This is a genomic window from Noviherbaspirillum sp. Root189, assembly GCF_001428545.1.
GTDB lineage: Bacteria > Pseudomonadota > Gammaproteobacteria > Burkholderiales > Burkholderiaceae_D > Noviherbaspirillum.
Map to the genome: position 1 here is coordinate 107,005 of NZ_LMHZ01000004.1, position 21,853 is coordinate 128,857.

The 21,853-nt window shown below is 58.2% G+C and carries 22 protein-coding genes; 3 read left to right on the forward strand and 19 right to left on the reverse strand.

The features are described 5' to 3' along the window. Positions 1-22: 22 nt before the first annotated feature. From flgL to flgB, 11 genes are all read right to left on the reverse strand, one after another. Positions 23-1,234, reverse strand: coding sequence for a flagellar hook-associated protein FlgL (gene flgL, locus ASE07_RS03495; protein WP_057289416.1), 1,212 nt, complete (start codon positions 1,232-1,234; stop codon positions 23-25). 20 nt (positions 1,235-1,254) lie between these two features. Beyond that, on the reverse strand, positions 1,255-3,213 hold the full coding sequence (flgK, locus tag ASE07_RS03500) for a flagellar hook-associated protein FlgK (RefSeq protein ID WP_057289417.1): 1,959 nt from the start codon (positions 3,211-3,213) through the stop codon (positions 1,255-1,257). 100 nt (positions 3,214-3,313) lie between these two features. Next, the gene (gene flgJ, locus ASE07_RS03505; RefSeq protein ID WP_442946043.1) at positions 3,314-4,204 is read right to left on the reverse strand and encodes a flagellar assembly peptidoglycan hydrolase FlgJ; all 891 of its coding nucleotides are present in this window, start codon (positions 4,202-4,204) and stop codon (positions 3,314-3,316) included. Between the two features lie 63 nt (positions 4,205-4,267). Continuing rightward, complete coding sequence (locus ASE07_RS03510) at positions 4,268-5,350, reverse strand: flagellar basal body P-ring protein FlgI (RefSeq protein WP_200960878.1); 1,083 nt, start codon at positions 5,348-5,350, stop codon at positions 4,268-4,270. A gap of 54 nt (positions 5,351-5,404) precedes the next feature. Then, a complete protein-coding gene (locus ASE07_RS03515; RefSeq protein ID WP_057289420.1) occupies positions 5,405-6,076 on the reverse strand; it encodes a flagellar basal body L-ring protein FlgH in 672 nt (223 codons plus the stop codon). Positions 6,077-6,132: 56 nt separating this feature from the next. Then, positions 6,133-6,915, reverse strand: a complete 783-nt coding sequence (gene flgG, locus ASE07_RS03520) for a flagellar basal-body rod protein FlgG (protein WP_057289421.1) — start codon at positions 6,913-6,915, stop codon at positions 6,133-6,135. 62 nt (positions 6,916-6,977) lie between these two features. Further along, positions 6,978-7,721 (reverse strand): flagellar basal-body rod protein FlgF, encoded by a 744-nt coding sequence (flgF, locus tag ASE07_RS03525; protein ID WP_057289422.1) that lies wholly within the window; start codon positions 7,719-7,721, stop codon positions 6,978-6,980. Between the two features lie 77 nt (positions 7,722-7,798). Then, positions 7,799-9,016 carry a flagellar hook protein FlgE gene (flgE, locus tag ASE07_RS03530; RefSeq protein WP_057289423.1) on the reverse strand — a complete coding sequence of 406 codons (1,218 nt, stop codon included), beginning with the start codon at positions 9,014-9,016 and terminating at the stop codon, positions 7,799-7,801. Between the two features lie 36 nt (positions 9,017-9,052). Beyond that, complete coding sequence (locus ASE07_RS03535) at positions 9,053-9,724, reverse strand: flagellar hook assembly protein FlgD (protein ID WP_057289424.1); 672 nt, start codon at positions 9,722-9,724, stop codon at positions 9,053-9,055. A gap of 14 nt (positions 9,725-9,738) precedes the next feature. Then, complete coding sequence (flgC, locus tag ASE07_RS03540) at positions 9,739-10,143, reverse strand: flagellar basal body rod protein FlgC (protein WP_057289425.1); 405 nt, start codon at positions 10,141-10,143, stop codon at positions 9,739-9,741. Positions 10,144-10,145: 2 nt separating this feature from the next. Further along, entirely contained in the window at positions 10,146-10,610 is a 465-nt protein-coding gene (gene flgB, locus ASE07_RS03545) for a flagellar basal body rod protein FlgB (RefSeq protein ID WP_057289426.1), read from the reverse strand. 188 nt (positions 10,611-10,798) lie between these two features. Here flgB and flgA point away from each other — a divergent pair, with 188 nt between their 5' ends. The 3 genes from flgA (at position 10,799) to ASE07_RS03560 (ending at position 12,409) form a co-directional block, all read left to right on the forward strand. Then, positions 10,799-11,518 (forward strand): flagellar basal body P-ring formation chaperone FlgA, encoded by a 720-nt coding sequence (gene flgA / locus ASE07_RS03550; protein WP_057289427.1) that lies wholly within the window; start codon positions 10,799-10,801, stop codon positions 11,516-11,518. A 110-nt stretch (positions 11,519-11,628) separates the two neighbouring features. Then, positions 11,629-11,934: a flagellar biosynthesis anti-sigma factor FlgM gene (gene flgM / locus ASE07_RS03555; protein ID WP_057289428.1), complete on the forward strand. Its 306-nt coding sequence runs from the start codon at positions 11,629-11,631 to the stop codon at positions 11,932-11,934. Positions 11,935-11,938: 4 nt separating this feature from the next. Beyond that, positions 11,939-12,409, forward strand: a complete 471-nt coding sequence (locus ASE07_RS03560) for a flagella synthesis protein FlgN (RefSeq protein ID WP_057289429.1) — start codon at positions 11,939-11,941, stop codon at positions 12,407-12,409. Between the two features lie 76 nt (positions 12,410-12,485). On the opposite strand, the gene motD is transcribed toward ASE07_RS03560, so the two are convergent. From motD to ASE07_RS03600, 8 genes are all read right to left on the reverse strand, one after another. Then, complete coding sequence (motD, locus tag ASE07_RS03565) at positions 12,486-13,262, reverse strand: flagellar motor protein MotD (RefSeq protein WP_057289430.1); 777 nt, start codon at positions 13,260-13,262, stop codon at positions 12,486-12,488. 16 nt (positions 13,263-13,278) lie between these two features. Continuing rightward, on the reverse strand, positions 13,279-14,019 hold the full coding sequence (locus ASE07_RS03570; RefSeq protein ID WP_057289431.1) for a flagellar motor protein: 741 nt from the start codon (positions 14,017-14,019) through the stop codon (positions 13,279-13,281). Beyond that, positions 14,001-14,732: an RNA polymerase sigma factor FliA gene (locus ASE07_RS03575; protein WP_057289432.1), complete on the reverse strand. Its 732-nt coding sequence runs from the start codon at positions 14,730-14,732 to the stop codon at positions 14,001-14,003. Before ASE07_RS03575 ends, ASE07_RS03570 begins: the two co-directional genes overlap by 19 nt. 80 nt (positions 14,733-14,812) lie before the next feature. Continuing rightward, entirely contained in the window at positions 14,813-15,622 is an 810-nt protein-coding gene (locus tag ASE07_RS03580) for a MinD/ParA family ATP-binding protein (protein WP_057289433.1), read from the reverse strand. Continuing rightward, complete coding sequence (gene flhF, locus ASE07_RS03585) at positions 15,615-16,961, reverse strand: flagellar biosynthesis protein FlhF (protein ID WP_057289434.1); 1,347 nt, start codon at positions 16,959-16,961, stop codon at positions 15,615-15,617. The genes ASE07_RS03580 and flhF overlap by 8 nt, the downstream gene beginning before the upstream one ends. After that, positions 16,958-19,042, reverse strand: a complete 2,085-nt coding sequence (flhA, locus tag ASE07_RS03590) for a flagellar biosynthesis protein FlhA (protein ID WP_057289454.1) — start codon at positions 19,040-19,042, stop codon at positions 16,958-16,960. Before flhA ends, flhF begins: the two co-directional genes overlap by 4 nt. Then, the gene (flhB, locus tag ASE07_RS03595) at positions 19,042-20,208 is read right to left on the reverse strand and encodes a flagellar biosynthesis protein FlhB (protein WP_057289435.1); all 1,167 of its coding nucleotides are present in this window, start codon (positions 20,206-20,208) and stop codon (positions 19,042-19,044) included. The genes flhA and flhB overlap by 1 nt, the downstream gene beginning before the upstream one ends. A 397-nt stretch (positions 20,209-20,605) precedes the next feature. After that, a complete protein-coding gene (locus tag ASE07_RS03600; RefSeq protein WP_057289436.1) occupies positions 20,606-21,820 on the reverse strand; it encodes an EAL and HDOD domain-containing protein in 1,215 nt (404 codons plus the stop codon). Between the last annotated feature and the right edge of the window lie 33 nt (positions 21,821-21,853).

The following is a 21,853-nucleotide window of genomic DNA, read 5'->3' on the forward strand; positions in this document are numbered from 1 at the left end:
CGAATGTGCGCCTTATGGCCAATCAGGAAATGTAGTTGAACAACGAGAGGCCGGTTGTCTTCACGAAAGCCTGCTGTGCAGCTTCAAGCATGATTTTTTGCTTGCTGAAGTCAGTGATCGCCTTGGTGTAATCCAGATCTTCAAGATTCGACAGCGCTGTGGCATAGGAGATGTCGCGATCCTCACCCTGAGCGTCCAGCGAATCCAGTTCTTTGAGGCGAGCACCCACGGATGAACGTACAGTCAGGACGCTGTCGAGCGCACTGTCCAGACTTGCATGTGCGGCATTGAGGCCGTTGGTCAGGTTGGCCTTGGTGGTGGAATCGGTCGCCGGCTGGTTGAGCAGATTGATCAGGTCCTTCAACGCGGTGAAGATGCTCTCGTTCTTGCTTGGCTCGACGGTAAAGCTGTCGCCCGCTGCCGGTGCGCCAGTGATATCAATTTGCACGCCGTCGAAGACGATAGCTTGTCCACTGACGAAGGCATTACCGGGCGATATCGTGATAGGAGCCAGCGGATCTGAATTATCGATAATGTCGAAGGTCGTGGCGTCGGTAAAGCTGATTGTGTAGTTCTTGCCTGTGAAGGCTGCTGAATTGACGACCGAACCCGGGGAAATCACGCCCGACCCCGCATTGGTGCCTGTTGCAGCGCTGACGAATGTACCGTTACCCGTGCGGTTGCTCTCGAATACGATGCTGCCGCTGTCTGAGAGAGCCATCTGGCGCTGCGGACCGACTTGCAATATACGCTCGCCCTGGTCACCGGAATAGCTCGCGCCAGTCGGCGTCTTGGTAAACGGCTGTGTCGTTGTCTGGTAACCCGCAAAAATATAGTTGCCGGCGCCATCCCGCGAATTGGCAAGCGCCAGCAATTCATCATAACGACCGCTCAACTCCGTTGCGAAGTACTTGCGCTGGTCAGAGTCGAGTACGCCATTACCGGCATTGACTGCGATGGTCTTTACGTCCTGCAGCAACAAGGTAATGCTCTGCAACGCATTCTCTTCCATGCCCAACGAGCTTTTGGCGCTACTGCGATTGGTTGCGTATTGCTCGTTGATCGATTGCGATTGTTTCAGTTCGAGTGCTTGCGCCGAGGCGACAGGGTCGTCCGACGGAGACAGGATGCGTTTACCCGCAGTCATCTGCAGCTGTGTCTTGTTCAAGCTACTCTGCAGATCGCTCATCCTGGCCGACCCGGTGTTGTACATGGTGTTGGTACTGATCCTCATCGCGCGCCTCTGCTTCCTGATTAATTGCCGATCGACAGCAAGGTGTCGAATAATGTGCCCGCTGTTTGCATCACTTTTGCCGCAGCCTGGTACGCCTGCTGGTAACGCAACAGGTTAGTCGCCTCTTCATCGAGATTCACCCCGGATTCCGCTTCATGGGTGGTCACCGCTTGTTCCAGGTATGCCGACTCGGCGCGACTGGTCACTTCCATTTCGCGCGTCTTGTTGCCGACCATACTCACAAGTTGCGCGTACGCGCCTTGATAAGTGGCTGACTTGTCGCCCAGCGTATTCGTGGTCTGCAACGCACCCAGGAGGACGGCATTGCGGGTATCGCCGACACCGCCGGTATTCGGCGATACGGAGAACTCGTCGCCATCCGAGGGCGTGCCGGTGATGGTAAAACTGAAGCCGCCGGTTGCAAACGTATCACCGTCCGTGTAGGGGATGTTGGCTGTACCGGCAGGGTATGTGGTCTCGGTACCGGTGGCACTGGTAACAACAACATCCGCTGTGGAATCGAAGCCGGTAAAGCTTCCCGGCGGTCCGGCTTCGTACGCGATGGTCATGTTCATGCCGGCAGCGGTGGTCGATGTCAGCGAGCCGATGCTGATTTTGCCGCTACCTGTGTTCTCTGTCGATGCAGAGGTACGGAGTGGAACTCCCGCAGCAATCTTGGAAATGTCCTTGATTGCCACGGCAAAATTCTTTGCACCATCCACCGTGGGACGGACAATGAATTCATCGCCGGCCGTAGTAATGGGACTGGCTTCGCTCAGAGTGACGCCGTCGATTTCCACGCCTTCGGGAAAAGTCCCCGCCTTATACATTTCCTTGTTGTCTGCCAGACGGGTCACCGTGTAATCGGTACCGTCGTACGCCACCTTGTAATCGCTGGTGGTCAGCTTGCTCGGATCGGTAATTGTTGCATCCACAGCGCCGACCGGCAAGGTCTGGTCATTCCTGATATTCGCGTCGACTCGCGGTGCCCCTGCAACAAAGAAATCGCCGCCAAGCGCGCCAGCCTGGTCCTGGCCGAGCTTGTGCTGCGCATTGAAGGTCATTGCAAGACCAACGGCAACACGTCCAAGCGAATTCTGAGCGACGTCCAGTGTTGAGGAACGGAAGGCAAACAGTCCGCCCAACTTACCGCCGGTGAAAAGAGCCTCATCCAGCGGCACTAGCTCGCCACCGACGGATTGATAGCCAATCCCGATACGGCTCTGGTCAGTCGCTGACGGATTGATAGCCAGTTGCTGCGGCTTCGCGCCGACGACCAGCGGCTGGCCGTTACCAATGAAAACGTTATAGCTGTTGCCCTGCTTGACTACGTCAACCTTGACTTCCTTGCTCAGTTCGCTGATGGCATGGTCACGCTGGTCAAGCAGATCGTTTGGCGCCTTGCCTTCGTTGTTGCCCATTGCCTTCTCAATGGCGTCATTCAGTTTGGCAATCTGCGTCGCGTACGCATTGATGGTATCGACACTCGCCGAGATTTGTCCGTTCAGGCTTTGCTTCTGTTCGCGCAGCTGGCCATCGAGGCTTTGGAAACGGGCTGCCAGCGCTTCGGCTGACGACAATGCGCTCTGGCGCGCGCCGGGCACATTGACGTTCGAAGCAAGACTCTGTATGCCCTTGAAAAAGTCCTGCAGTGCCGGCGATACCCCGCCGGCGGTGTCGGCCAGCACATTGTCGATCATGCTGATCTGACTATAGTAAGTCTGGCTTTGCATCTGCGCCGATTGTGCGCTACGTACCTGGCCGGCCAGCAGTTCGTTGTAGATGCGCTTGACATCGGTAACATTGGCGCCCTTGCCGATATACCCGGCACCGGTATTCTGCGAACCCGCCGACGACTGGACCACGACCTGCCGCGAATATCCGGGCGTTGAAGCGTTGGCAATGTTATGGCCAGTCGTGACGAGTCCAGCCTGTGCCGCTGCCAGTGCGCTTTGTCCGACGCTGAGTATGCTTGCCATGATCTAGTCTTTCGGAAATCGATACCTTAGTGAACGGCAGCTCACCACGAAACTTGAGAAAATAAATGAGAAAGTGAACGCGAAAGCTGCGCCGGCCTTGTCAGGTCGACAAGGAATGCTTGATCAGGCGCGTCAGCTTGGCCGCGTAATTCGGATCGGTGGCATAGCCAGCCTTTTGCAAGCCATGGGCAAAGCCGTGCAGGTCCTGTGCACTGGCGATGACGTTCTGATAACGCGGGTTGGAACTCAGCATGCGCGCATAGTCACGGAACGCATCGGCATAGGAGTCATAAGCGCGGAATTTTTCCACCCTGGTCTGCGGCACACCATTCACGTACTCCGTCGTCACGGCGTTGACCACTTTCCCTGTCCAGCCGGCGGTGGCCTTGATACCGAACACGTTATGGCTGCTGCTGCCGTCGGCACCCTTGATTTCGCGCTTGCCCCAGCCGCTTTCCAGTGCGGCCTGTCCCAGCATGAATTTCGCCGGAATACCTGTGCTTCGGCTTGCTTCCTCTGCCGCCGCGCCAAGTCTTTCCTGGAAGTCGCGGACGTGTGCAGGTTTGTTCGATGCGATTGGTTTAACCGTTTCGCCTGCCGCGACGGAATTGGTCGCCGGCGACTGAAGCGACGAAGCTGACTTGGCCGCGCTTGCCGCATTCAACACGCTGAATGCGGTGCTCAGGTCATCGTTCGACAAAGACGTTTCATCGTTACCTGCACCGGGTTTCTGCTTGTCGACCACGCCGGAGAGCTGGCGCACCAGCACATCGGCCAGACCGACGCCGCGCGAAGCCATGGTCTGGCTCAGCTGCTGGTCCAGCATGGACGTATACATCTTGCTCTGCTGACTATCGAATACACCGTCTTGCGGTGTCGCTTCGCGCATGCTCTTGAGCACCATGTTCATGAACAAGGCTTCGAACTGCTTTGCCGTGGCCTTCAAGGCCTCCGGAGAGTTTTCTTTTGCCGCCTGCCGCAGCTTGCCCATCTCCTTGACGTCGAGGGCAAAGTTGGAACTGGAAGTATCGATGCGATTAACCATGGTGCGGCGTCAGATGATTTCGAGCTCGGCACGCAGGGACCCTGCCGCCTTCATTGCCTGCAGAATGGCCAGCAGGTCTTGCGGTGTGGCGCCAATGGCGTTCAATGCCTTGACCACGTCGGCCAGCGATGTGCCCCCCTTGAGCAGCAAGACCTGACCTGGTTCTTTCTTGATGTCGATCTGGGATGTTGCGGTCACTACCGTCTGACCGTTTGAAAACGGCGCTGGCTGGCTGATCACCGGATCGGTATTGATGACCACTGACAAGTTGCCGTGCGAGACCGCGCAGGTGTCGAGTGTGACCGCTTGGTTCATTACGACGGAACCGGTGCGTGCGTTGAGAATGACTTTCGCATTCATCTGCGCCGGCGTGACGTGCAGGCTTTCCAGCGCGCCCAGGAAAGAGACCCGTTCGTCATTGGTTGCAGGCGCTCTCACCCTGATCACGCGTCCATCCTGCGCCGATGCGGTGTCGGGGCCGAAACGCTTGTTGACGGCATCGACCACGCGACTTGCGGTGGAAAAATCAGCGTCGTTCAGTTCCAGGAAAACCGCATCGCCGCGACCGAAGGAACTCGGTACCGCGCGTTCCACCGTCGCTCCCGCCGAGATACGTCCCACGCTCAAGTGATTGACCTGTGCCTTGCTGCCGTTAGCCGAAGCGCCGACGCCGCCCACCAGCACATTGCCCTGGGCCATGCCGTAGATCTGTCCGTCCGCGCCCTTCAGCGGGGTCATCAGCAGCGTGCCCCCGCGCAGGCTCTTGGCGTTACCCATCGATGAAACGGTCACGTCGAGCATCTGGCCAGGTTGCGCAAATGCCGGCAACGAGGTCGTGACCATCACGGCAGCGACGTTCTTCAGTTGCAGCGAGGTTCCCGGCGGAATGTTCACGCCAAGGTTCTGCAACATGCTGACCACGCTCTGCACGGTAAACGGCGTCTGTGTCGTCTGATCGCCGCTACCGTCAAGGCCAACCACAAGACCATAGCCGATCAACTGGTTCTGACGTACGCCCTGGATGCTGGCGAGGTCCTTGAGACGCTCGGCATGGATTGCCGGCGTGACGCACAGAGCGCTCACACCCAACATTACCGCCACGATCTTGCCGGAGAAGGAAAAATTTTTCATGACATTATCATGACATTAGAGCGGCAACAGACTGAGGAAGAAACGTGTCATCTGCGACATCATTTCGGCCTTGTCGATGCGGCTGTTGGTACGGTATTCAACGCGTGCATCGGCCACCTGCGTGGACGCGACAACATTGCCGCTCACGATATTATCGGGATTGACGATGCCGGAAAAACGTACGAATTCGACGCCCTTGTCGAAGGAAACCTGCTTCTCGCCGCTGACCACGAGATTACCGTTGGGGAGTACCTCGGCGACGGTCACCGTGATCGTGCCGGTGAAATTATTGCTGGCGGTGGTCGCGTCTTTTTCTTCGTACTTGTTGGACGAACTGGCGGACAAGCCGAGTTTGGCGGTGGTGGTCGACGGCACGCCGAACAGCGTTGGTGCTGCAAACGAGACGCTGCCCGTCTTGCTGGCCGAATTGCCTTCGGATTTGCCGGCGCTGGTCTTTTCGCTGATGGCGATGATGATGGTGTCGCCCACCAGGCGTGCACGCCGGTCTTCGAACATCGGACGATAGGCTGACGCCTGGAAGATCGCGCCGTTGGACGGCTGCACCGGCGTCGGCATCGGCGGACGTGCTGCGGCAGGCTGATGCGTGATGGTGTCGGGCACGGTCGCGCAGCCTACCATCGCAGCAGCCATCACCGCATACAGGACGATTGCACCAACACGTTTCATTTCCTCACCTCACACCTCACGAACGCCGCTTTGCAGCCGCGAAAAACTTTACAGAATTACAGTTGAGACAGGCGCTGCAGCATCTGGTCCGATGTCGTGATCGCCTTGCTGTTGATTTCATACGCGCGCTGGGTCTGGATCATGCTGACCAGTTCTTCCACCACGTTGACATTGGAGGTTTCCACGTAACCCTGGATCAACAGGCCGGCGCCGTTCGTGCCCGGGGTGTTGGTATTGGGATTACCCGATGCCGCAGTCTCGACGTACAGGTTTTCGCCCTTGGATTCGAGGCCGGCCGGATTGATAAAGGTCACCAGCTGCAAGGTACCAATCTGGGTCGCCGCCGCAGTGCCCTGCTGGGTAATGGAGACAGTACCATCGCGTGCAATCGTCATGCTTTGTGCATTGGCCGGTACGGTGATCGCCGGCTGCACTACAAATCCGCTCGAGGTAACGAGCTGTCCCTGGTTGTCGCGCTGAAGCGAACCGTCACGGGTATACGCTGTCGTGCCATCTGGCATGAGTACCTGGAAAAAGCCGTCGCCCTGGATCGCAACATCCTTGTCGTTGTCGGTCTTTTGCAGATTGCCTTGCGTGAAAATTCTTTCGGTTGCCACCGGACGCACACCGGTACCCAGCTGCAAGCCGGACGGCAGTTGCGTCTGCTGCGACGACTGGGCTCCCGGCTGGCGCATGGTCTGGTAAAGCAGGTCCTCGAACACTGCGCGTGAGCGCTTGAATCCGGCGGTGCTGACGTTGGCCAGGTTGTTGGAAATGACGTCCATCTGCGTCTGTTGCGCTTCAAGACCTGTCTTGGAAATCCACAGCGATCGAATCATTACCTTCTCCCTGAACCTGGCATGCGCGAGATTGCCGCCATGGTTCTATTATTCATCTCTTGTCAGCCTGCCAAAGACAGGAGCTGAGCAGCTTTCGCCTCGTTGCTCTCCGCGTTCTTCATCAGGGCCATATGCATTTCGAACTGGCGGGCGAGCGAAATCATGTCCACCATCGCATCGACCACGTTGACATTACTGCCTTCCAGCGCACCGCCGATCAGGACTACGTCGGGATCGGCATCGGCAGGCGTGCCGTCTTTCTGACGAAAGAGACCGTCGTCGCCGCGCACCATGTTTTCTTCAGCTGGATTGACCAGCTTGACACGTCCCAGCACCGTCGCCGCGCCCGGTTTGAAACCTGTTGCGATGGTCGTGATCGTGCCGTCCTTGCCAACGGTGAACGACACATCGGGCGGCACGGCAATCGGCCCGCCATCGCCCATGACGGTAGCGCCGGATTGTGTCTGGAGTACGCCGTTTTCACTCAATTTGAGGCTGCCTGCCCGGGTATAAGCTTCGGAGCCGTCTTCCAGTTGCACGGCGATCCATCCCTTGCCCTGCACCGCGACATCAAGGTCACGCCCGGTCTGCTGAATGGGGCCAGGCGTGAAATCGGTGCCGACGGTGGCATCCACGACAAAGGCGCGTGTCGGCAACTGTGCGCCCTGTACCGGCACCGCGCGAAATGAATCCAGCTGCGCACGAAAGCCGGTGGTCGATGCATTGGCGAGGTTGTGCGAAGTGTTGGCCTGCTTTTCCAGGATATGCTTCGCGCCGGTCATGGCGGTATAGACGAGACGATCCAAAGGCTTCTCCGTTCAGGATGTCGCCGCGTATTTCACACGGCGGCATCATGCGATGTCAAACGATGTGGGCGATGTTATTAGCGCAGGTTCACCAGGGTTTGCAAGACCTGGTCCTGGGTCTTGATCGTCTGTGCATTGGCCTGATAGACGCGCTGCGCGGTAATCATGTTGACCAGCTCGGCGGTCAGGTCGACGTTGGAGTCTTCCACTGCCGATGCCTGTAATACACCCTTGTTGCCTGAGCCGGGAGCTGCCACGCGTGCGACGCCCGATGTAGAGGTTTCCGCCCACATGTTGTTACCCAGCGGCTGCAGGCCGTTTGGATTGGTAAAGCTGGCGAGTACAACTTGTCCCAGTGTCGCGGACTTGCCGTTGGTATAGCGGCCGGTGATCACACCGTCGGAACCGATGTTGAAGCCCGACAAGGCGCCGGAGCTGTAACCGTCCTGGTCCAGGGTCCGCACGTCGAAGGCCGCGCCGTACTGAGTGGTGCCTGTCAAGTCGATATTGACAGGCAGCGGGCTGGCGCCGTTAGTCGGCGTCACAGTGAACGCCGGCGTGGCGAACGTTACGGCTGACAGCGTGCCATCAGGATTGAAGTTCATCGTCCCGATGTTGGTACCCACCGGTGGCGTGACCGTATCGTCCGACACTTGCACGTCCCAGACATTTGGCGCCGTCTTGACAAAATAGGCATTGACAATGTGAGAGTCGCCAAGACTATCGTACACGGTGACCGATGTCGCATTGTTGTATGTGGTCGCATCTTGCGGATCGAACGTTCCGGTAATCACCGGCTTGCTCGAATCCAGATTGAAAATGCCTTTGACCTCGGATGTGGTATTGGGTGGCAACGTTCCATTGTTGATCTGCAGATCCACCTCATTGCCGTTTGCTATTTGCCCCGAACTGTTCGCCATGTAACCTGTCAGGCGCGCGCCATTCGCATTGACAATATAGCCATTCTTATCCAGCTGAAACTGCCCGTTACGGCTGTAGGTGATCGCGCCGTTGGTAGCGACACGGAAGAAACCGTCGCCGTTGATCGCGATATCGAGCGGGTTGTTCGACGCAGAGACGTTACCCTGGGTGAACTGCTGCGCCACGTTGGCGAGCTTGGTACCGATACCGATCTGTCCGCTGCCGCCGCCTGTGATGGCGTTGGCATACACATCGGCAAACTGTGCCTGCGCGCCCTTGAAGCCTGCTGTGTTTGCGTTGGCGACGTTATTGCCGATTGTTTCGAGATTCTTGGAAGCCGCGTTCAGGCCACTCAATCCTTGTTGAAAACTCACGTTGTTCTCCTTGCTCGCTGAATGTCTGAAATCGAATTAAAGAATCTGCCGCACGTCGGCAAAATTGATGTTGCCGATACCCGGCACACTGAGCTTCACGCCGGCGCTTCCTGTGGTGACACTGGAAACGGTGCCAAACGAAAGCGTCTTGGCAGCCAGGGTGGTGTCGCCACGCACGGCATTGACTTCAAACTTGTAGGAGCCATCGGTCGCTGTGGTACCCGCATCCGACTTGCCATCCCACACCATCGGCACCACCCCCGCCTGCTGCGCGCCAAGGTCGAAGGTGCGCACTGCGACACCTGCCGCATTGCGTACCGTGACGCTGACCTTGTCGGCCGCCTCGGGAATATCGACACCAAATATCGCCTTGCTGTCAGCAAGGTCGATGGTCGAACCAGGCACCAGGACGCTATGACCGATCATGTCGGTCGCCTGCAATGTCTGGCTGGTCTGGTAACTGCCCTGCAATGCCTGCAGCGTGGTGTTGAGCTTGTCGATGCCGCTGACCGTGGACAACTGCGCAAGCTGGCTGGTTACCTGCGCGTTGTCCAGCGGATTGAGCGGATCCTGGTTGCGCATTTGCGTTACCAGCAGCTTCATGAAGCGGTCCTGCGCCTCGTCGACAGTCGACGTCTGGCTCTTGGCGCCATTCATCGTCGTCATCAGGTCCGACGAGACCGTGTTGTTGGTTTGTACGCCAGCCATTCACTTACTCCTTGTTATTGTCCGAGCGTCAGTGTCTTGAGCAGCATGGTTTTGGCTGCGTTCATCGTTTCGACGTTCGTCTGGTAAGAACGCGAAGCGGAAATCATGTTGACCATCTCTTCGACCACGTTGACATTCGGCATGGTCACGTAACCCTTTTCATCGGCCTGCGGATGCTTGGGATCGTAGACGGTCTTGAGTGGCGACTGGTCTTCGACTACCTGCTGCACCTTGACACCGGCAGCCGCCGGATTGGCGGTCGGCACGGCACTGAACACGACCTGCTTGGCGCGATAGGTCTGACCAGTGGAACTGGTGGTGCTATCGGCGTTGGCGATGTTGCTTGCTACCGTATTGAGGCGCTGGCCCTGGGCACTCATCGCCGAGCCGGCGACATTGAAAATATTAAATAGCGACATGATTATTGCCCCTGGATAGCGCTGAGCAGACTCCTGATCTGTCCGCTGGCGAAAGTGACGCTTGCTTCATAACGCAAGGCGTTGTCCGCAAACTGGTTACGCTCGACGTCCATATCGACGGTATTGCCGTCGATATTGCCCTGCACCGCGGTCTGCCTGTACAGTAATTGCGCACCGCTGGCGGTCACGCCTGCGGGCTTGCCGGCAAGATGCGTGGGCGAGGTGCGAGACAAGGCGTTTGCCACCGCATTGAGACCGGGTACGGCCGACGCGGATGAAGCGGCGGTGGTTGTGACGCTGCCCTTTGCCATCGCCGAATTCAGCGCGCTGTTAAAATCGACGTCCCGCGCCTTGTAGTTCGGGGTGTCCGCGTTGGCGATATTCGACGCCAGCACCTGCTGCCGTTCCGCGCGCAGGCTCAGTGCCGTCTGCTGGAACCGCAATGCTTCGTCAATTTTTCCGATCATGTCGACCTCCGGAATTCTCCAGCCAAAGAAACCATGCTCTTTGCCGTTGAGGGATTGGTATAGGCTTGATCATACGGATGCAAAAGTCACATCGATCACACGATAAGACTGTTAAACCATCCCCTTTTCAGGCTTTTGATTGTGTGCCTCGTGGGTAACATTCAGGCTGGCACCAATCAACGGTCATCATGAAGACATCCGTGAAAGCATTGCTCGCCGCACTCTGGCTGATGGCCGGTTTCGCGGCAGCCCAGACGCCGCAGCAAGCACAACAGTCGCCACAGCGCCAGGACCCGGCGGCATTGCGTCAGGTCGTTGAACAATTCCTTCGTATTCAGACCGCCGGACTTCCGGGGCAAGTGAACCTGAGTGTCGGCCAGGTCGACGCGCGTTCCAGCCTGCCCGCTTGCGCGGCACCGGAAGCCTTCCTTCCGAACGGCAGCCGCATCTGGGGCCGTACCACGGTGGGTGTACGCTGCACGGTGCCGTCGCCGTGGACTTTGTATATTTCGGCAACCGTCCAGGTGGTGGGCGACTATATCGCCGCCGCAGTGCCGTTGGCACAGGGGCAACAGGTCGGGCCGAACGACCTTGTCAAACTCAAGGGCGACCTCACTTCCCTGCCCGCCGGCGTCATCACCGACACCTCGCAGGCAATCGGCCGCACCATGACGACGTCGCTGCCGGCCGGTACGCCATTGCGCAACGATGCGCTGCGTAGCCAGGCGGCGGTACAACAGGGACAAACAGTACGTGTCGTCTCCAACGGCCCCGGATTTTCGGTTGCGACCGAAGGTCGGGCACTAAACAACGCTTCCGAAGGTCAGATCGCCCAAGCGCGCACCGCGTCCGGCCAGGTGGTCAGCGGGGTGGCGAAAACAGGCGGCATCGTCGAAGTGACTTACTGATTTAAAACGGTTTTTCCGATTTTTCAGATTCAATGCTAAAGTTTCTGCCGAACGTGTCGATAAGACTGATGACAAGAACCGAAAAACCGCTAATCAGCTAAGGAATTGCCGTGAAAATCGATGACCCGCTAAAGAAATCCGGTGGTGTAAGCGTTGGAACGACGCCTACCCGCGCCGGCAAGGGCGCCGACAAATCCGCTGCTGTCAGCAAGGCTCCGGCCGAAACTGACAGCGTGCATCTGTCGTCCACTGTGCAGTCGCTGTCCCAATCGGGTACCGGCGGCGTATTTGATGCAAAGAAAGTTGAAGAGATCAAGGCAGCGATCGCCGACGGCACGTTCAAGGTAGACCCTGAAAAGGTCGCCAACGGCTTGCTCGACACGGTCAGCGACCTGATCCGTACACGTAAGGCGTAAAACCATGCAAAACCCAGGAAACAGCCCGGCTGAAAGCCTTGGCGAAGAGATCAGTATCGGCAACACCCTGCTGCAGCTTCTGAAGCAGGAACAGGAACACTTGATCCACGCCAACCTCGACGGGCTCACCGGGGTAACAGAAGAAAAAACCAAGGCAGTCACCCGCATGACTGAATTGGCATTGCGTCGTCATCGCACGCTCGCCGCCGCAGGCTTTGAAGCCAGCGAGTCGGGCATGCAGCGCTGGGTCGCAACCGCACCAGCGGCATTGATTAAGTCCTGGGATGATCTGCTCGGCCTCGCCCGGGAGGCCAAGGAATTGAACCGGACCAATGGCTTGCTGATCAACCAGCACATGACACGCAACCAGAACGCGTTGAACGTGTTGCAAGGAAATCAGAACGGCAGCGGCATGTATGGCCCGAACGGGCAAGCAACTTCAAAGAACAGCAGCCGGACCCTGGTGGTTGGCTGACTTTCATGATGGTGTCTCGCCCATGGTCGCAGGAAGGCTCTTGCGGTAGTGCTTAAACAGAGGGCCACCTTGCTTTTTACGATTTCCCCGGCACATCAACCGGCACTTCCGTTTCCGTCTCCGGCAAATTAGACAACACCATCACCGATACGCGACGGTTACGCAAGCGCCCTTCCGGCGTCTCGTTGCTGCCCACCGGCTGCGTCGACCCGTGACCTACCGCGGTCAATCTGGTCTCTGCCACACCGCCGTCGACAAACAATCGAATCACGCTGGACGCCCGCACCGCGGACAATTCCCAGTTAGAAGCAAATAACACATTGCGAATCGGCACGCTATCCGTGTGCCCTTCCACCTGGATCGCATGATCGTCGTCCTTCAACACCTCGGCAACCGCTTTCAATGCCTGAATACTACTGTCGGACAAGCGCGCATCTCCCGGCGCAAACAACACGCTGGCATTGATTTCGACATTCACACCGCGTGTAGTCTGCGTGACCCTTACCTTGCCTTGCTCCACCAGGGGTGCCAGCACCTTGAGAATATCGCGGGCAACGTTGGTCAGCTTCTCGCGTTCACGACGCAAGGCTTCATTGTTGCGAGGACGGACCGGGGGTAACGCAAGCGGAATGCTTGGCGAAGCGGATGCGGGATCGCCGACAATCGGTGCGGTCTGCACGCGCCCGAAGGCATTGATCAGCGAATTGGACAGTACCCGGTACTTGCTTTCGTTGACGGAAGACAGTGCATACATCACGACAAAAAACGCAAACAGCAAGGTGATGAAATCAGCATAAGACACCAGCCATCGATCATGGTTGTCTTCGCTTTCTTCATATCGCTTGCGGGCCATGGTGCTCGTTACCGGGTCAGATTTTGTAGGCCAGCATGCGTTCTTCGACGATGCGCGCATTGTCACCGTTGGCTACGCTGCAGAACACATCGGTCAGCATTTCGCGGCGGCGCACTTCATCGGTGACGATGGTCTTGAGCTTGTTGGCGATCGGAAGGAAAATCAGGTTCGCCAGGCCGACGCCGTAAATCGTCGCGACGAAGGCAATTGCGATGCCACCGCCAAGCTTGCTCGGCTCGGTTAAATTTTCCATCACGTGGATCAAGCCGAGCACGGCACCCAGAATGCCGATGGTCGGCGCATAGCCGCCGGCCGCTTCCCACACCTTGACTGCCTGGCGCTCGCGACGCTCGTAGGTCGAGATATCCACGTCCAGAATTTCACGGATCTTGTAAGGGTCGATGCCATCGATGATGAGACGCAAACCTTTTGCGGTAAACGGATCCTTGACGGCGTTGAGATAGCGTTCCAGGCTCAGTAATCCTTCGCGGCGCGCGGTCGAACTCCATGTCATCAGGTCTTGCGAAATGGTGCTGCTGCGATCCGGCGGCGGAGAAAATACCCAGCGCAGCATCCTGACGCCACGAACGAAACTGCTGGTTCCGCTTTGCAGAAGCACGGCTCCCATGGTGCCGATGGCGACAATGGTAAACGCTGCCGGCTGCAGCAGTGAGTCGATGTGACCGCCCTCGATCACCTGCCCGAAAACGATGCCGGCCAGCGCGAGAAGTATGCCGGCTAGGCTAGCCCAGTCCATGCCTGATCCTTTAGTCTTGCACGCATGCGTGCGATGGCCTGGCTATGCAGCTGACAGACACGTGATTCGGAAACGCCCATGACGGCGCCGATTTCCTTGAGATTCATTTCCTGCTCGTAGTACAGGCCCATGAGGATCTTTTCCCTTTCGGGCAGCGCCTCGATCGCGTGAATGACCGCCTGACGGAAACCGCCGTTCATGAGGCTCTGCAACGGATCGCTGGATTCGTCGACGCAATAGCGGTCAAGGAAGTGGTCGTTCTCGTCCTTCTCATGGAAGTCTTCGTAGTAGACCAACTGGTGACCGCTGCCTTCGGTCAGCAGTTCCTGGTATTCCACCAGCGTCATCTTGAGTTCGGCGGCGATCTCGGCTTCCTTCGGTGCGCGTCCGAAGCGCTGCTGCACCTTGTTCATCGCATCTTCGATCTTGCGCATGTTCTGCCGGATGCTGCGCGGCAGCCAGTCGCTGCTACGCAATTCGTCAAGCATGGCGCCGCGTATGCGCTGCACCGCGTAGGTCTCGAACTGCGCACCGTGCGTTTCTTCGTAGCGGCTGACGGCATCCAGCAAGCCGATCATGCCGGCCTGGATCAGGTCGTCGACTTCCACGCTCGGCGGCAACTTCGCCTTCATCTGGTGCGCGAGCCGCTTCACCAGTGGTGCGTGCGCCTCCAGCAGATGATTTTTGTCCGATTTTCCGCTAACGGTATACATTGTGTTGAATCTGTTCGGATACCCGCTCGGGCATCTCAGGTACATCAGGTAGGCCGCGCCCGGTGCGGGGAAATGCCATGTTAGCCCGCGGTCGCCACATCGGATAACACAAACTTCCCGGCCAGTCGCCGGAAGGCAACCGAAGCACCAGCCAGCGGAAAGGCATCGACTACCGCACGGCCAAGGTGCATGGCTTTCTTAAGGTGTTCATCGGCGGGCACGGATCCCATGGAGTTAAGCTTGACAGCAAGATAACGGTTCGCAGCCTGCGCCATGTTCTGGTACACCAGTTGCGCGTCCTTGTCCGATGCGCCGGTTACCAGGATGCTGAACGGACGGCGTCCCAGCTGACTGTTGACCCGCTTGATCAGCGTGTATGCCGCCTTGATCGATGCCGGAGTATTGGAGACCTGCACCACGATTTCAGTGCCGGCCAGTGCCGGGATGGTAAATGCGTCATCCTTGTCGAGTTCGGCATCGACGACGACGATATCGGCACGGGCGGACAGCACGCCGAATGCATCGTCGAGTCGTTGCATCTGCTCGGCATTGCCTGTAACGATCTTCTGTGCGCCACGGCGCAGTGCCGCGACACCAAAACCCTGCGGCATCGGCTGGATCGCATCGTCGAGTGCGCGTTCACGCTGCGCGACCTGGACAAGCGACGCGCTCTTCATGGCACCCAGGCGAGAGGCAATGCCTTCGGATGCGACGCAGGCATCCACCAGCAGCACGTCCCTACCGGCTTGCGCGAGCGACGCGCCGAGATTCACCAGCATGGCGCCTTTTTCTTCGGCCGACGCCGCGGACAGAAAAGTAAATACCCGCGGCTTCGGGCCAGCCAGCATGCGGCGCAGGCCTTCAGCCTGGTCAAAATCGAAACTAGCCAAGTGTCACCTCGCGCAAACCTTTGTCATTCATTGCATGGGCGGTATTGCCGATCACCAGTGGCAACTCTTCATCCTGATACTGAAACGGCGCGGTTTCTCGCTTGAGCTTGAACGCGCGGTCGACCAGGTAATGCTGGTTGGGCACGTGCAAGTCTTCCGGTACGCGTTGACCGTTTGCCACATAGTAAAGACTGAGCTTCTGGCGGATCATCACGTCCAGCACGTTGCCTACCGTTGCGGCTTCGTCCAGCTTGGTCATGATGCAGCCCGCAAGGCCGTCGCCCTGGTAGGAGCGCACGACTTCATTGAGCGTTTCACCGGTCGACGTCGCCGACAGGCACAGCAGACGCTTGACCTTGGAGTCGGTGCCGGACAGCATCGCGATCTGGTCCGCCACCATCTTGTCGCGCTGTCCCATACCAACGGTATCGATCAGAACGGTGTGCTTGTTCTTGAGTTCGTCGAGGGCGATGCGCAGATCGGTTTCATCCTTGACCGAATGCACCATCACGCCAAGGATCTTGCCGTAAATGCGCAACTGCTCATAGCCGCCGATACGATAGCCATCGGTTGTGATCAGCGCCAGCTTGCCTGCGCCATGGCGCATGACGCAGCGTGCCGCGAGCTTGGCCGTGGTGGTTGTCTTGCCAACGCCGGTCGGGCCGACCAGTGCATAGACGCCACCCTTTTCCAGGATTTCATTCTCGTTGCTGATCACACTGAGATTGCGTGACAACACGGACTTGACCCAGGCCATGCCTTTGTCAGTCATTTCATTTTTCGGCATGTTCTGCGTCAGGTAACGCGCGAGACTGGCGCTGAAGCCTGCGGACAGCAATTCGCGCATCACCGCTGCCTTGGCGGGTTCGCGTTTTTGCTGGGTGCCCCAGGCGATTTCGGCGAGTTGCGATTCGAGCATGCCACGCATGGAACGCAGCTCGCTCATCACTTCGGCGAGTTCGGCGACGCCCTGGGATTTCGGCGCGGCATCACGGCTGGCGGCGAGCGCGTCGGCAAGGTTCGATGCCTGATTCTCGTCGACATGGCGATCGTCGATGATCGCCTTGGCCGGTTGAGCTGGCTGCATCGACTGCATCGGCTGTATCTGTTGGTGAGCTTCACGCGCTGCGCCAAAGGCAGCCAGCGTAGACTCGGACACTGCCGGTTTCTCAATTACGGGATCGCCCAATGCCGACATGTCTTCCGGCGCGAGCGCCAGGATTTCAATCATGCCGTTGATGGTGCGGTTGGAGAGAATCACCGCATCGGGGCCAAGGGCCTCACGCACCTGACGCCATGCATCACGCGAGGTGGCTGCGGAAAATTTTCTTACATTCATGCTTGGCCTCCAACTAGGCTGGTAACTCTAATCGTTTTGGAATCGGGAAGTTCTGCGTGTGACAAGACCTTGAGCTGCGGCAGCGCGCGGCGCAGGAAGCGGGCGAGCAATCCACGCAGCGGGCCGGGCACCAGCAGCACCGGTGTCAGGCCCATCTGTTCCTGCTGGCGCACAGCCTGCTCGGCTTGCGCGGCAATCGTATCGGCCAGTCCCGGCTCGATGCCGGCGCCATCGGGGCCGCTGGACTGCAGCGCCTGCATCAGGATGCGCTCGAGGCGGCTGTCGAGGGTGATGACGGACAACTCGTTGGTCGACGGGAAAATCTGTTGCACGATCGCGCGGCCGAGGGCGATGCGCACCATGGCGGTCAATTCGTTAGGATCCTGCGTCTGCGGTGCAAACTCGGACAAGGTCTCGATGATGGTTCGCATGTCGCGGATATGGACACCTTCGATCAGCAGATTTTGCAAAACCTTCTGCAGGGTCGAGAGGGAAATCAGTTTCGGCACCAGGTCTTCAACCAGCTTCGGCGTCTCCTTGCCAAGGTGATCGAGCAACTGCTGTACTTCCTGGCGGCCCAGCAATTCGGCGGCATGCGAAGTAATCAGATGGTTCAGGTGTGTCGCGATCACGGTACCGGCGTCCACCACGGTATAGCCCAGGGCTTGCGCGTGTTCGCGCATGCCGTTGTCTACCCAGACGGCCGGCAGGCCGAACGCCGGATCGGTAGTGGCATTGCCGGGCAATGCGCCGCTGACCATGCCAGGATTGATCGCCATGAACTGGCCGACAAAGGCTTCTCCGCTGCCTACTTCCACGCCTTTCAGCGTGATCCGATAGGCGGCGGGCTTGAGTTCGAGATTGTCACGGATATGCACGGGCGGAGACAGGAAACCGACTTCCTGGGCGAACTTCTTGCGAATACCCTTGATACGGCGCAGCAGTTCGCCGTTCTGGCCTTTGTCCACTAGTGGAATCAGGCGGTAGCCGACTTCAAGGCCGAGTGTATCGACCGGCACGATGTCTTGCCAGGTCGCTTCTTCCTGTTCCGGCGCGGTGGTCGCGGCTTCGGGAATCGGCGGAGGTGCTTCCAGTTCTTTTTTGGCGCGCTGGGAGATCATGTAGGCGCCACCACAAAGTGCGCCACCCAAAAGAATAAAAGCAATATGCGGCATGCCTGGAATCAGGCCCATGCCGCCGATGATGCCACCGGTGATGTACAGTACTTGCGGTTTGGCGAAGAGCTGGTTGACCAGCTGGCCGCCGATGTCCTGTTCGCTTGCCACGCGGGAGACGACCACACCGGCCGCAGTTGAAATGATCAGCGAAGGAATCTGTGCGACCAGGCCGTCACCGATGGCGAGCAAGGTGTAGTTCTTGAGTGCCATGTCGAAAGCAAGGTCGTGCTGCACCATGCCGACGACAAGGCCGCCGAAGATGTTGATTACCGTGACCAGGATGCCCGCGACGGCGTCACCACGCACGTATTTGCTGGCACCGTCCATCGAGCCGTAGAACTCCGCTTCCTGCGAGACTTCGAGACGACGTGCACGCGCTTCCTGCTCGCCGATCAGGCCGGCGTTGAGATCGGCGTCGATCGCCATCTGTTTGCCCGGCATTGCATCGAGCGCGAATCGCGCGCCGACTTCCGCGATACGGCCGGCACCCTTGGTGACCACGACAAAGTTGATGATGGTCAGAATGACGAAGACCACAATACCGACGGTGTAGTTGCCGCCAATCAGGAAGTGACCAAAAGCTTCGATGACCTTGCCTGCCGCGTCCGGACCTTTATGTCCTTCGGTCAGCACCACGCGTGTCGATGCCACGTTCAATGATAGACGCAGCATCGTGGACACCAGCAACACAGCCGGGAACGCCATGAAATCCAGCGGCTTGATCGTGTAGAGGCTGGTCAGCAGAACAATGATCGACAGCGCGATATTGAAGCTGAAGAACATGTCCAGCACGAAAGGCGGTAATGGCAGGACCATCATCGCCAGCATCATGATGATGAGGATAGGTGCTGCGAGCGCCTTCGATTGACCGGCCAGCCACGGGGGCATTTTGAGGTTATTCATCATCGCGTCCGCCCATCGGTTTTCTGAGCCGCCGGATTAAGCGGGTCCAGTTCGGACGGCACGTCAATTTCATCCGGTGCTTGCGGCCTGACGCCTCCGTCGCGGCCATAAGCACGCAACTGGAACACGTAGGCCAGCACTTCCGCTACCGCCGTGTAGAGTGCAGCCGGGATTTCATCGCCGAGCTCGGCATGGCGATACAACGCACGCGCCAGCGGCGGCGCTTCCAGCAAGGCAACTTTGTTCTCAGCCGCGATTTCACGGATCTTTGCAGCGACTTCATCCGCACCCTTGGCAACCACCTTCGGCGCGCGCATTTTTCCTTCGGTGTATTTCAGTGCGACCGCATAATGCGTCGGGTTGGTCACGACCACATCGGCAGTGGGCACTTCAGACATCATGCGGCGCTTGGCCATCTCACGCTGCATCTGGCGGATGCGTGCCTTGACCTGTGGATCGCCGTCCGACTCCTTGGATTCCTGGCGTACTTCTTCGCGTGTCATCTTCAGCTTGCTGGCGTATTGCCACAACACGTAGGGAACGTCGATCAGGGCGATCACCACCAGGCCGCAGACGATCGAGATGAAGCCGGTCACGAGCAGATGGCCGAGGTGAGCGCTGCCGGCAGCCAGCGGTTCGGTGGACAACGCCAGCATCGGTTCGATCTCGCTGGAGATCACCATCCAGGCGATCGTGCCGACCAATAGTGTTTTGCCGATCGCTTTGCCAAGTTCGACCAATGCACGTACGGAAAACATGTTGCCCAGGCCGCTCATCGGATTGAGTCGACCGAAATTGGGCATCAGCGATTTTGCGGTGAATAGCCAGCCACCGATCAGCATTGGTGAGCCAAGCGCGACCAGGATCAAAAGACCGGCAAAAGGCGCCATAGCGATGAGTACATCCACGGCGCTCGCACCGAGATGCATGAGCAGCAAGTCGAAATCGAAAGCGCGTTCACGCTCGAAAGACAATCCGGAAACCAGCATGCTGTTCAAACGACGCACCATGCCTTCGCCGGTGAACAAGAGGCCAAGACCGCCCGCGAGCAGAATCGTACAGGTAGCCAGCTCCCGCGATCGGGGAACGTCGCCTTCCTCGCGCGCCTGTTCCAGTTTCCTGGCTGACGCTGGTTCTGTCTTTTCGAGATCGCTATCTTCGGCCATCGCCGACTCCTGTATTGCCGCCCTGCCGCCCTGCCGCACTCCGGATGACGCAGTGGGGGCCAATAGGTAGGATTATTCTCGAAATATCAGTTTTACCATCACGGGAACAACCATGAAAACCCCTCGCTATTCAGAGGTGTTGTGGTGCCGTGGATGAGGGTGAAAAGTGGGGGAAATGCGGACGGTGGTGAAATTGGTGTGCAGTTATGGTATTGCGTGATTGACAGGTTGACCGCTTTTGCAGCCGCAAGTGGTGGAGTGACCTTCACACCCCCTCTCTAGCCCTCCCCCTAACAGGGGGAGGGAACTTGACGGAGGGAGTTATCACGTCGGCAAATCTGGTTGCTGGTTGCCGGCTGCTGGTGCTACTCATTTCGCGTTGCAGCCAACGACCCGATCAAAGCTTGATGCTCTGCGCCCAGGCCAGCGCCGACATCTGCGCTTCGTTCACCTGCCTGGCGCTGATGCACAGCGAGGTTGCCATTGCATCGACTTCAGCGCTATTCAGTTCGCATGCTTCCGCCATGGCAAGGAAGGGGCCATAGATACCTTCACGTGACAACAGCGCTTGCGTGACCGATTCCGACAACTGGATCTTCTCAAGCACATCTTCCATCGGTACGCCAAGCAGTTTGTCGAGCAGGGAGAACATACCCGCCACAAAGAGGTTTTCCGCTTCATTACGTGGCAGGTACGAACTGCCCAGCAGTTCCGCAAAACGACCGCGAATCACAGCTGTCTGCATGAGCACTGGAGAATAGCCAGTCGTGGTTGCCGTGGCCAGCAACAGCGCAAGCCAGCGGTACAACGGTGAATAGCCGAGCATTGTGACCGCATGCTTGAGCGACTGGATTTCACAGCCCAATCCAAAGCCCGCGGAGTTGATGTAGCGAAGCAGTTTGTAGGACAGCGCCGCATCGCGCTTGAGGATACTCTCCAGCTCCTTGATGTCAGCGTTCTTGCGCACCATGTCCATCAGTTGCAGGATCATGGTTTGAGCAGGATTCAGATCGCGTGAATGATTGCCCGGACGCGGTGTCAGGTGCAGATTGCCGACAAAGGCATACAGTCCGATCTGTGCGCAGACATCATAGGCCTGCCAGGTCTCGACCTGACGGGCGACCATGCGTACGGATGCAAGGTTAAGCGAACGGAAATACTGGACCTGCGGAGCAAAATTGGCGGCACCGATCGGCACTTCGATGTGGGTGAATTGCGATAACAAACTCTTGTCGACGCCGGCAATGTTGGCACCGCGTAGCGAGACGCCATAGCCTTTCCCACGCGCTTCCTGAATCGCCGGAAGCGCTGCTTCGTCATCAAGGTCTTCGCCTCTTACAGCAAGAATGGTGCCCTTGGGTGGCAAGGCGCAAATGGCTTCGTGTCCGAGCAAGCCAGGCGCGGCTTCAATGAAGAGTATCTGGTCTCCCAGCAGCGCACCGGAGTCCGTGTTGTTGAGCTGGTCGGCGACAAACTTTGCCAGCGAGACAATTTCTGCCTCGTCCGGCTTGCGACGCTCGAGCGTGGGCTTCTGCCACGATAGCTCATAACCGAGCACACGCTCCTGCGAGTTGACCAGTGGCTCGCGAACGATAAAGTTCTCTGCTTGCATGTGTAATGTCCGTAGTGGCGTCACCGTAGTGAC

What these genes read in the sequence shown, in the direction of transcription:
- flgL (WP_057289416.1), bottom strand. Translation starts at nt 1,234, where the DNA reads ATGAGGATCAGTACCAACACCATGTACAACACCGGGTCGGCCAGGATG.
- flgK (WP_057289417.1), bottom strand. Translation starts at nt 3,213, where the DNA reads ATGGCAAGCATACTCAGCGTCGGACAAAGCGCACTGGCAGCGGCACAG.
- flgJ (WP_442946043.1), bottom strand. Translation starts at nt 4,204, where the DNA reads ATGGGCAAGCTGCGGCAGGCGGCAAAAGAAAACTCTCCGGAGGCCTTG.
- ASE07_RS03510 (WP_200960878.1), bottom strand. Translation starts at nt 5,350, where the DNA reads ATGTTGGGTGTGAGCGCTCTGTGCGTCACGCCGGCAATCCATGCCGAG.
- ASE07_RS03515 (WP_057289420.1), bottom strand. Translation starts at nt 6,076, where the DNA reads ATGAAACGTGTTGGTGCAATCGTCCTGTATGCGGTGATGGCTGCTGCG.
- flgG (WP_057289421.1), bottom strand. Translation starts at nt 6,915, where the DNA reads ATGATTCGATCGCTGTGGATTTCCAAGACAGGTCTTGAAGCGCAACAG.
- ASE07_RS03535 (WP_057289424.1), bottom strand. Translation starts at nt 9,724, where the DNA reads ATGGCTGGCGTACAAACCAACAACACGGTCTCGTCGGACCTGATGACG.
- flgC (WP_057289425.1), bottom strand. Translation starts at nt 10,143, where the DNA reads ATGTCGCTATTTAATATTTTCAATGTCGCCGGCTCGGCGATGAGTGCC.
- flgB (WP_057289426.1), bottom strand. Translation starts at nt 10,610, where the DNA reads ATGATCGGAAAAATTGACGAAGCATTGCGGTTCCAGCAGACGGCACTG.
- flgA (WP_057289427.1), top strand. Translation starts at nt 10,799, where the DNA reads ATGAAGACATCCGTGAAAGCATTGCTCGCCGCACTCTGGCTGATGGCC.
- ASE07_RS03560 (WP_057289429.1), top strand. Translation starts at nt 11,939, where the DNA reads ATGCAAAACCCAGGAAACAGCCCGGCTGAAAGCCTTGGCGAAGAGATC.
- motD (WP_057289430.1), bottom strand. Translation starts at nt 13,262, where the DNA reads ATGGCCCGCAAGCGATATGAAGAAAGCGAAGACAACCATGATCGATGG.
- ASE07_RS03570 (WP_057289431.1), bottom strand. Translation starts at nt 14,019, where the DNA reads ATGGACTGGGCTAGCCTAGCCGGCATACTTCTCGCGCTGGCCGGCATC.
- ASE07_RS03575 (WP_057289432.1), bottom strand. Translation starts at nt 14,732, where the DNA reads ATGTATACCGTTAGCGGAAAATCGGACAAAAATCATCTGCTGGAGGCG.
- flhF (WP_057289434.1), bottom strand. Translation starts at nt 16,961, where the DNA reads ATGAATGTAAGAAAATTTTCCGCAGCCACCTCGCGTGATGCATGGCGT.
- flhA (WP_057289454.1), bottom strand. Translation starts at nt 19,042, where the DNA reads ATGAATAACCTCAAAATGCCCCCGTGGCTGGCCGGTCAATCGAAGGCG.
- flhB (WP_057289435.1), bottom strand. Translation starts at nt 20,208, where the DNA reads ATGGCCGAAGATAGCGATCTCGAAAAGACAGAACCAGCGTCAGCCAGG.
- ASE07_RS03600 (WP_057289436.1), bottom strand. Translation starts at nt 21,820, where the DNA reads ATGCAAGCAGAGAACTTTATCGTTCGCGAGCCACTGGTCAACTCGCAG.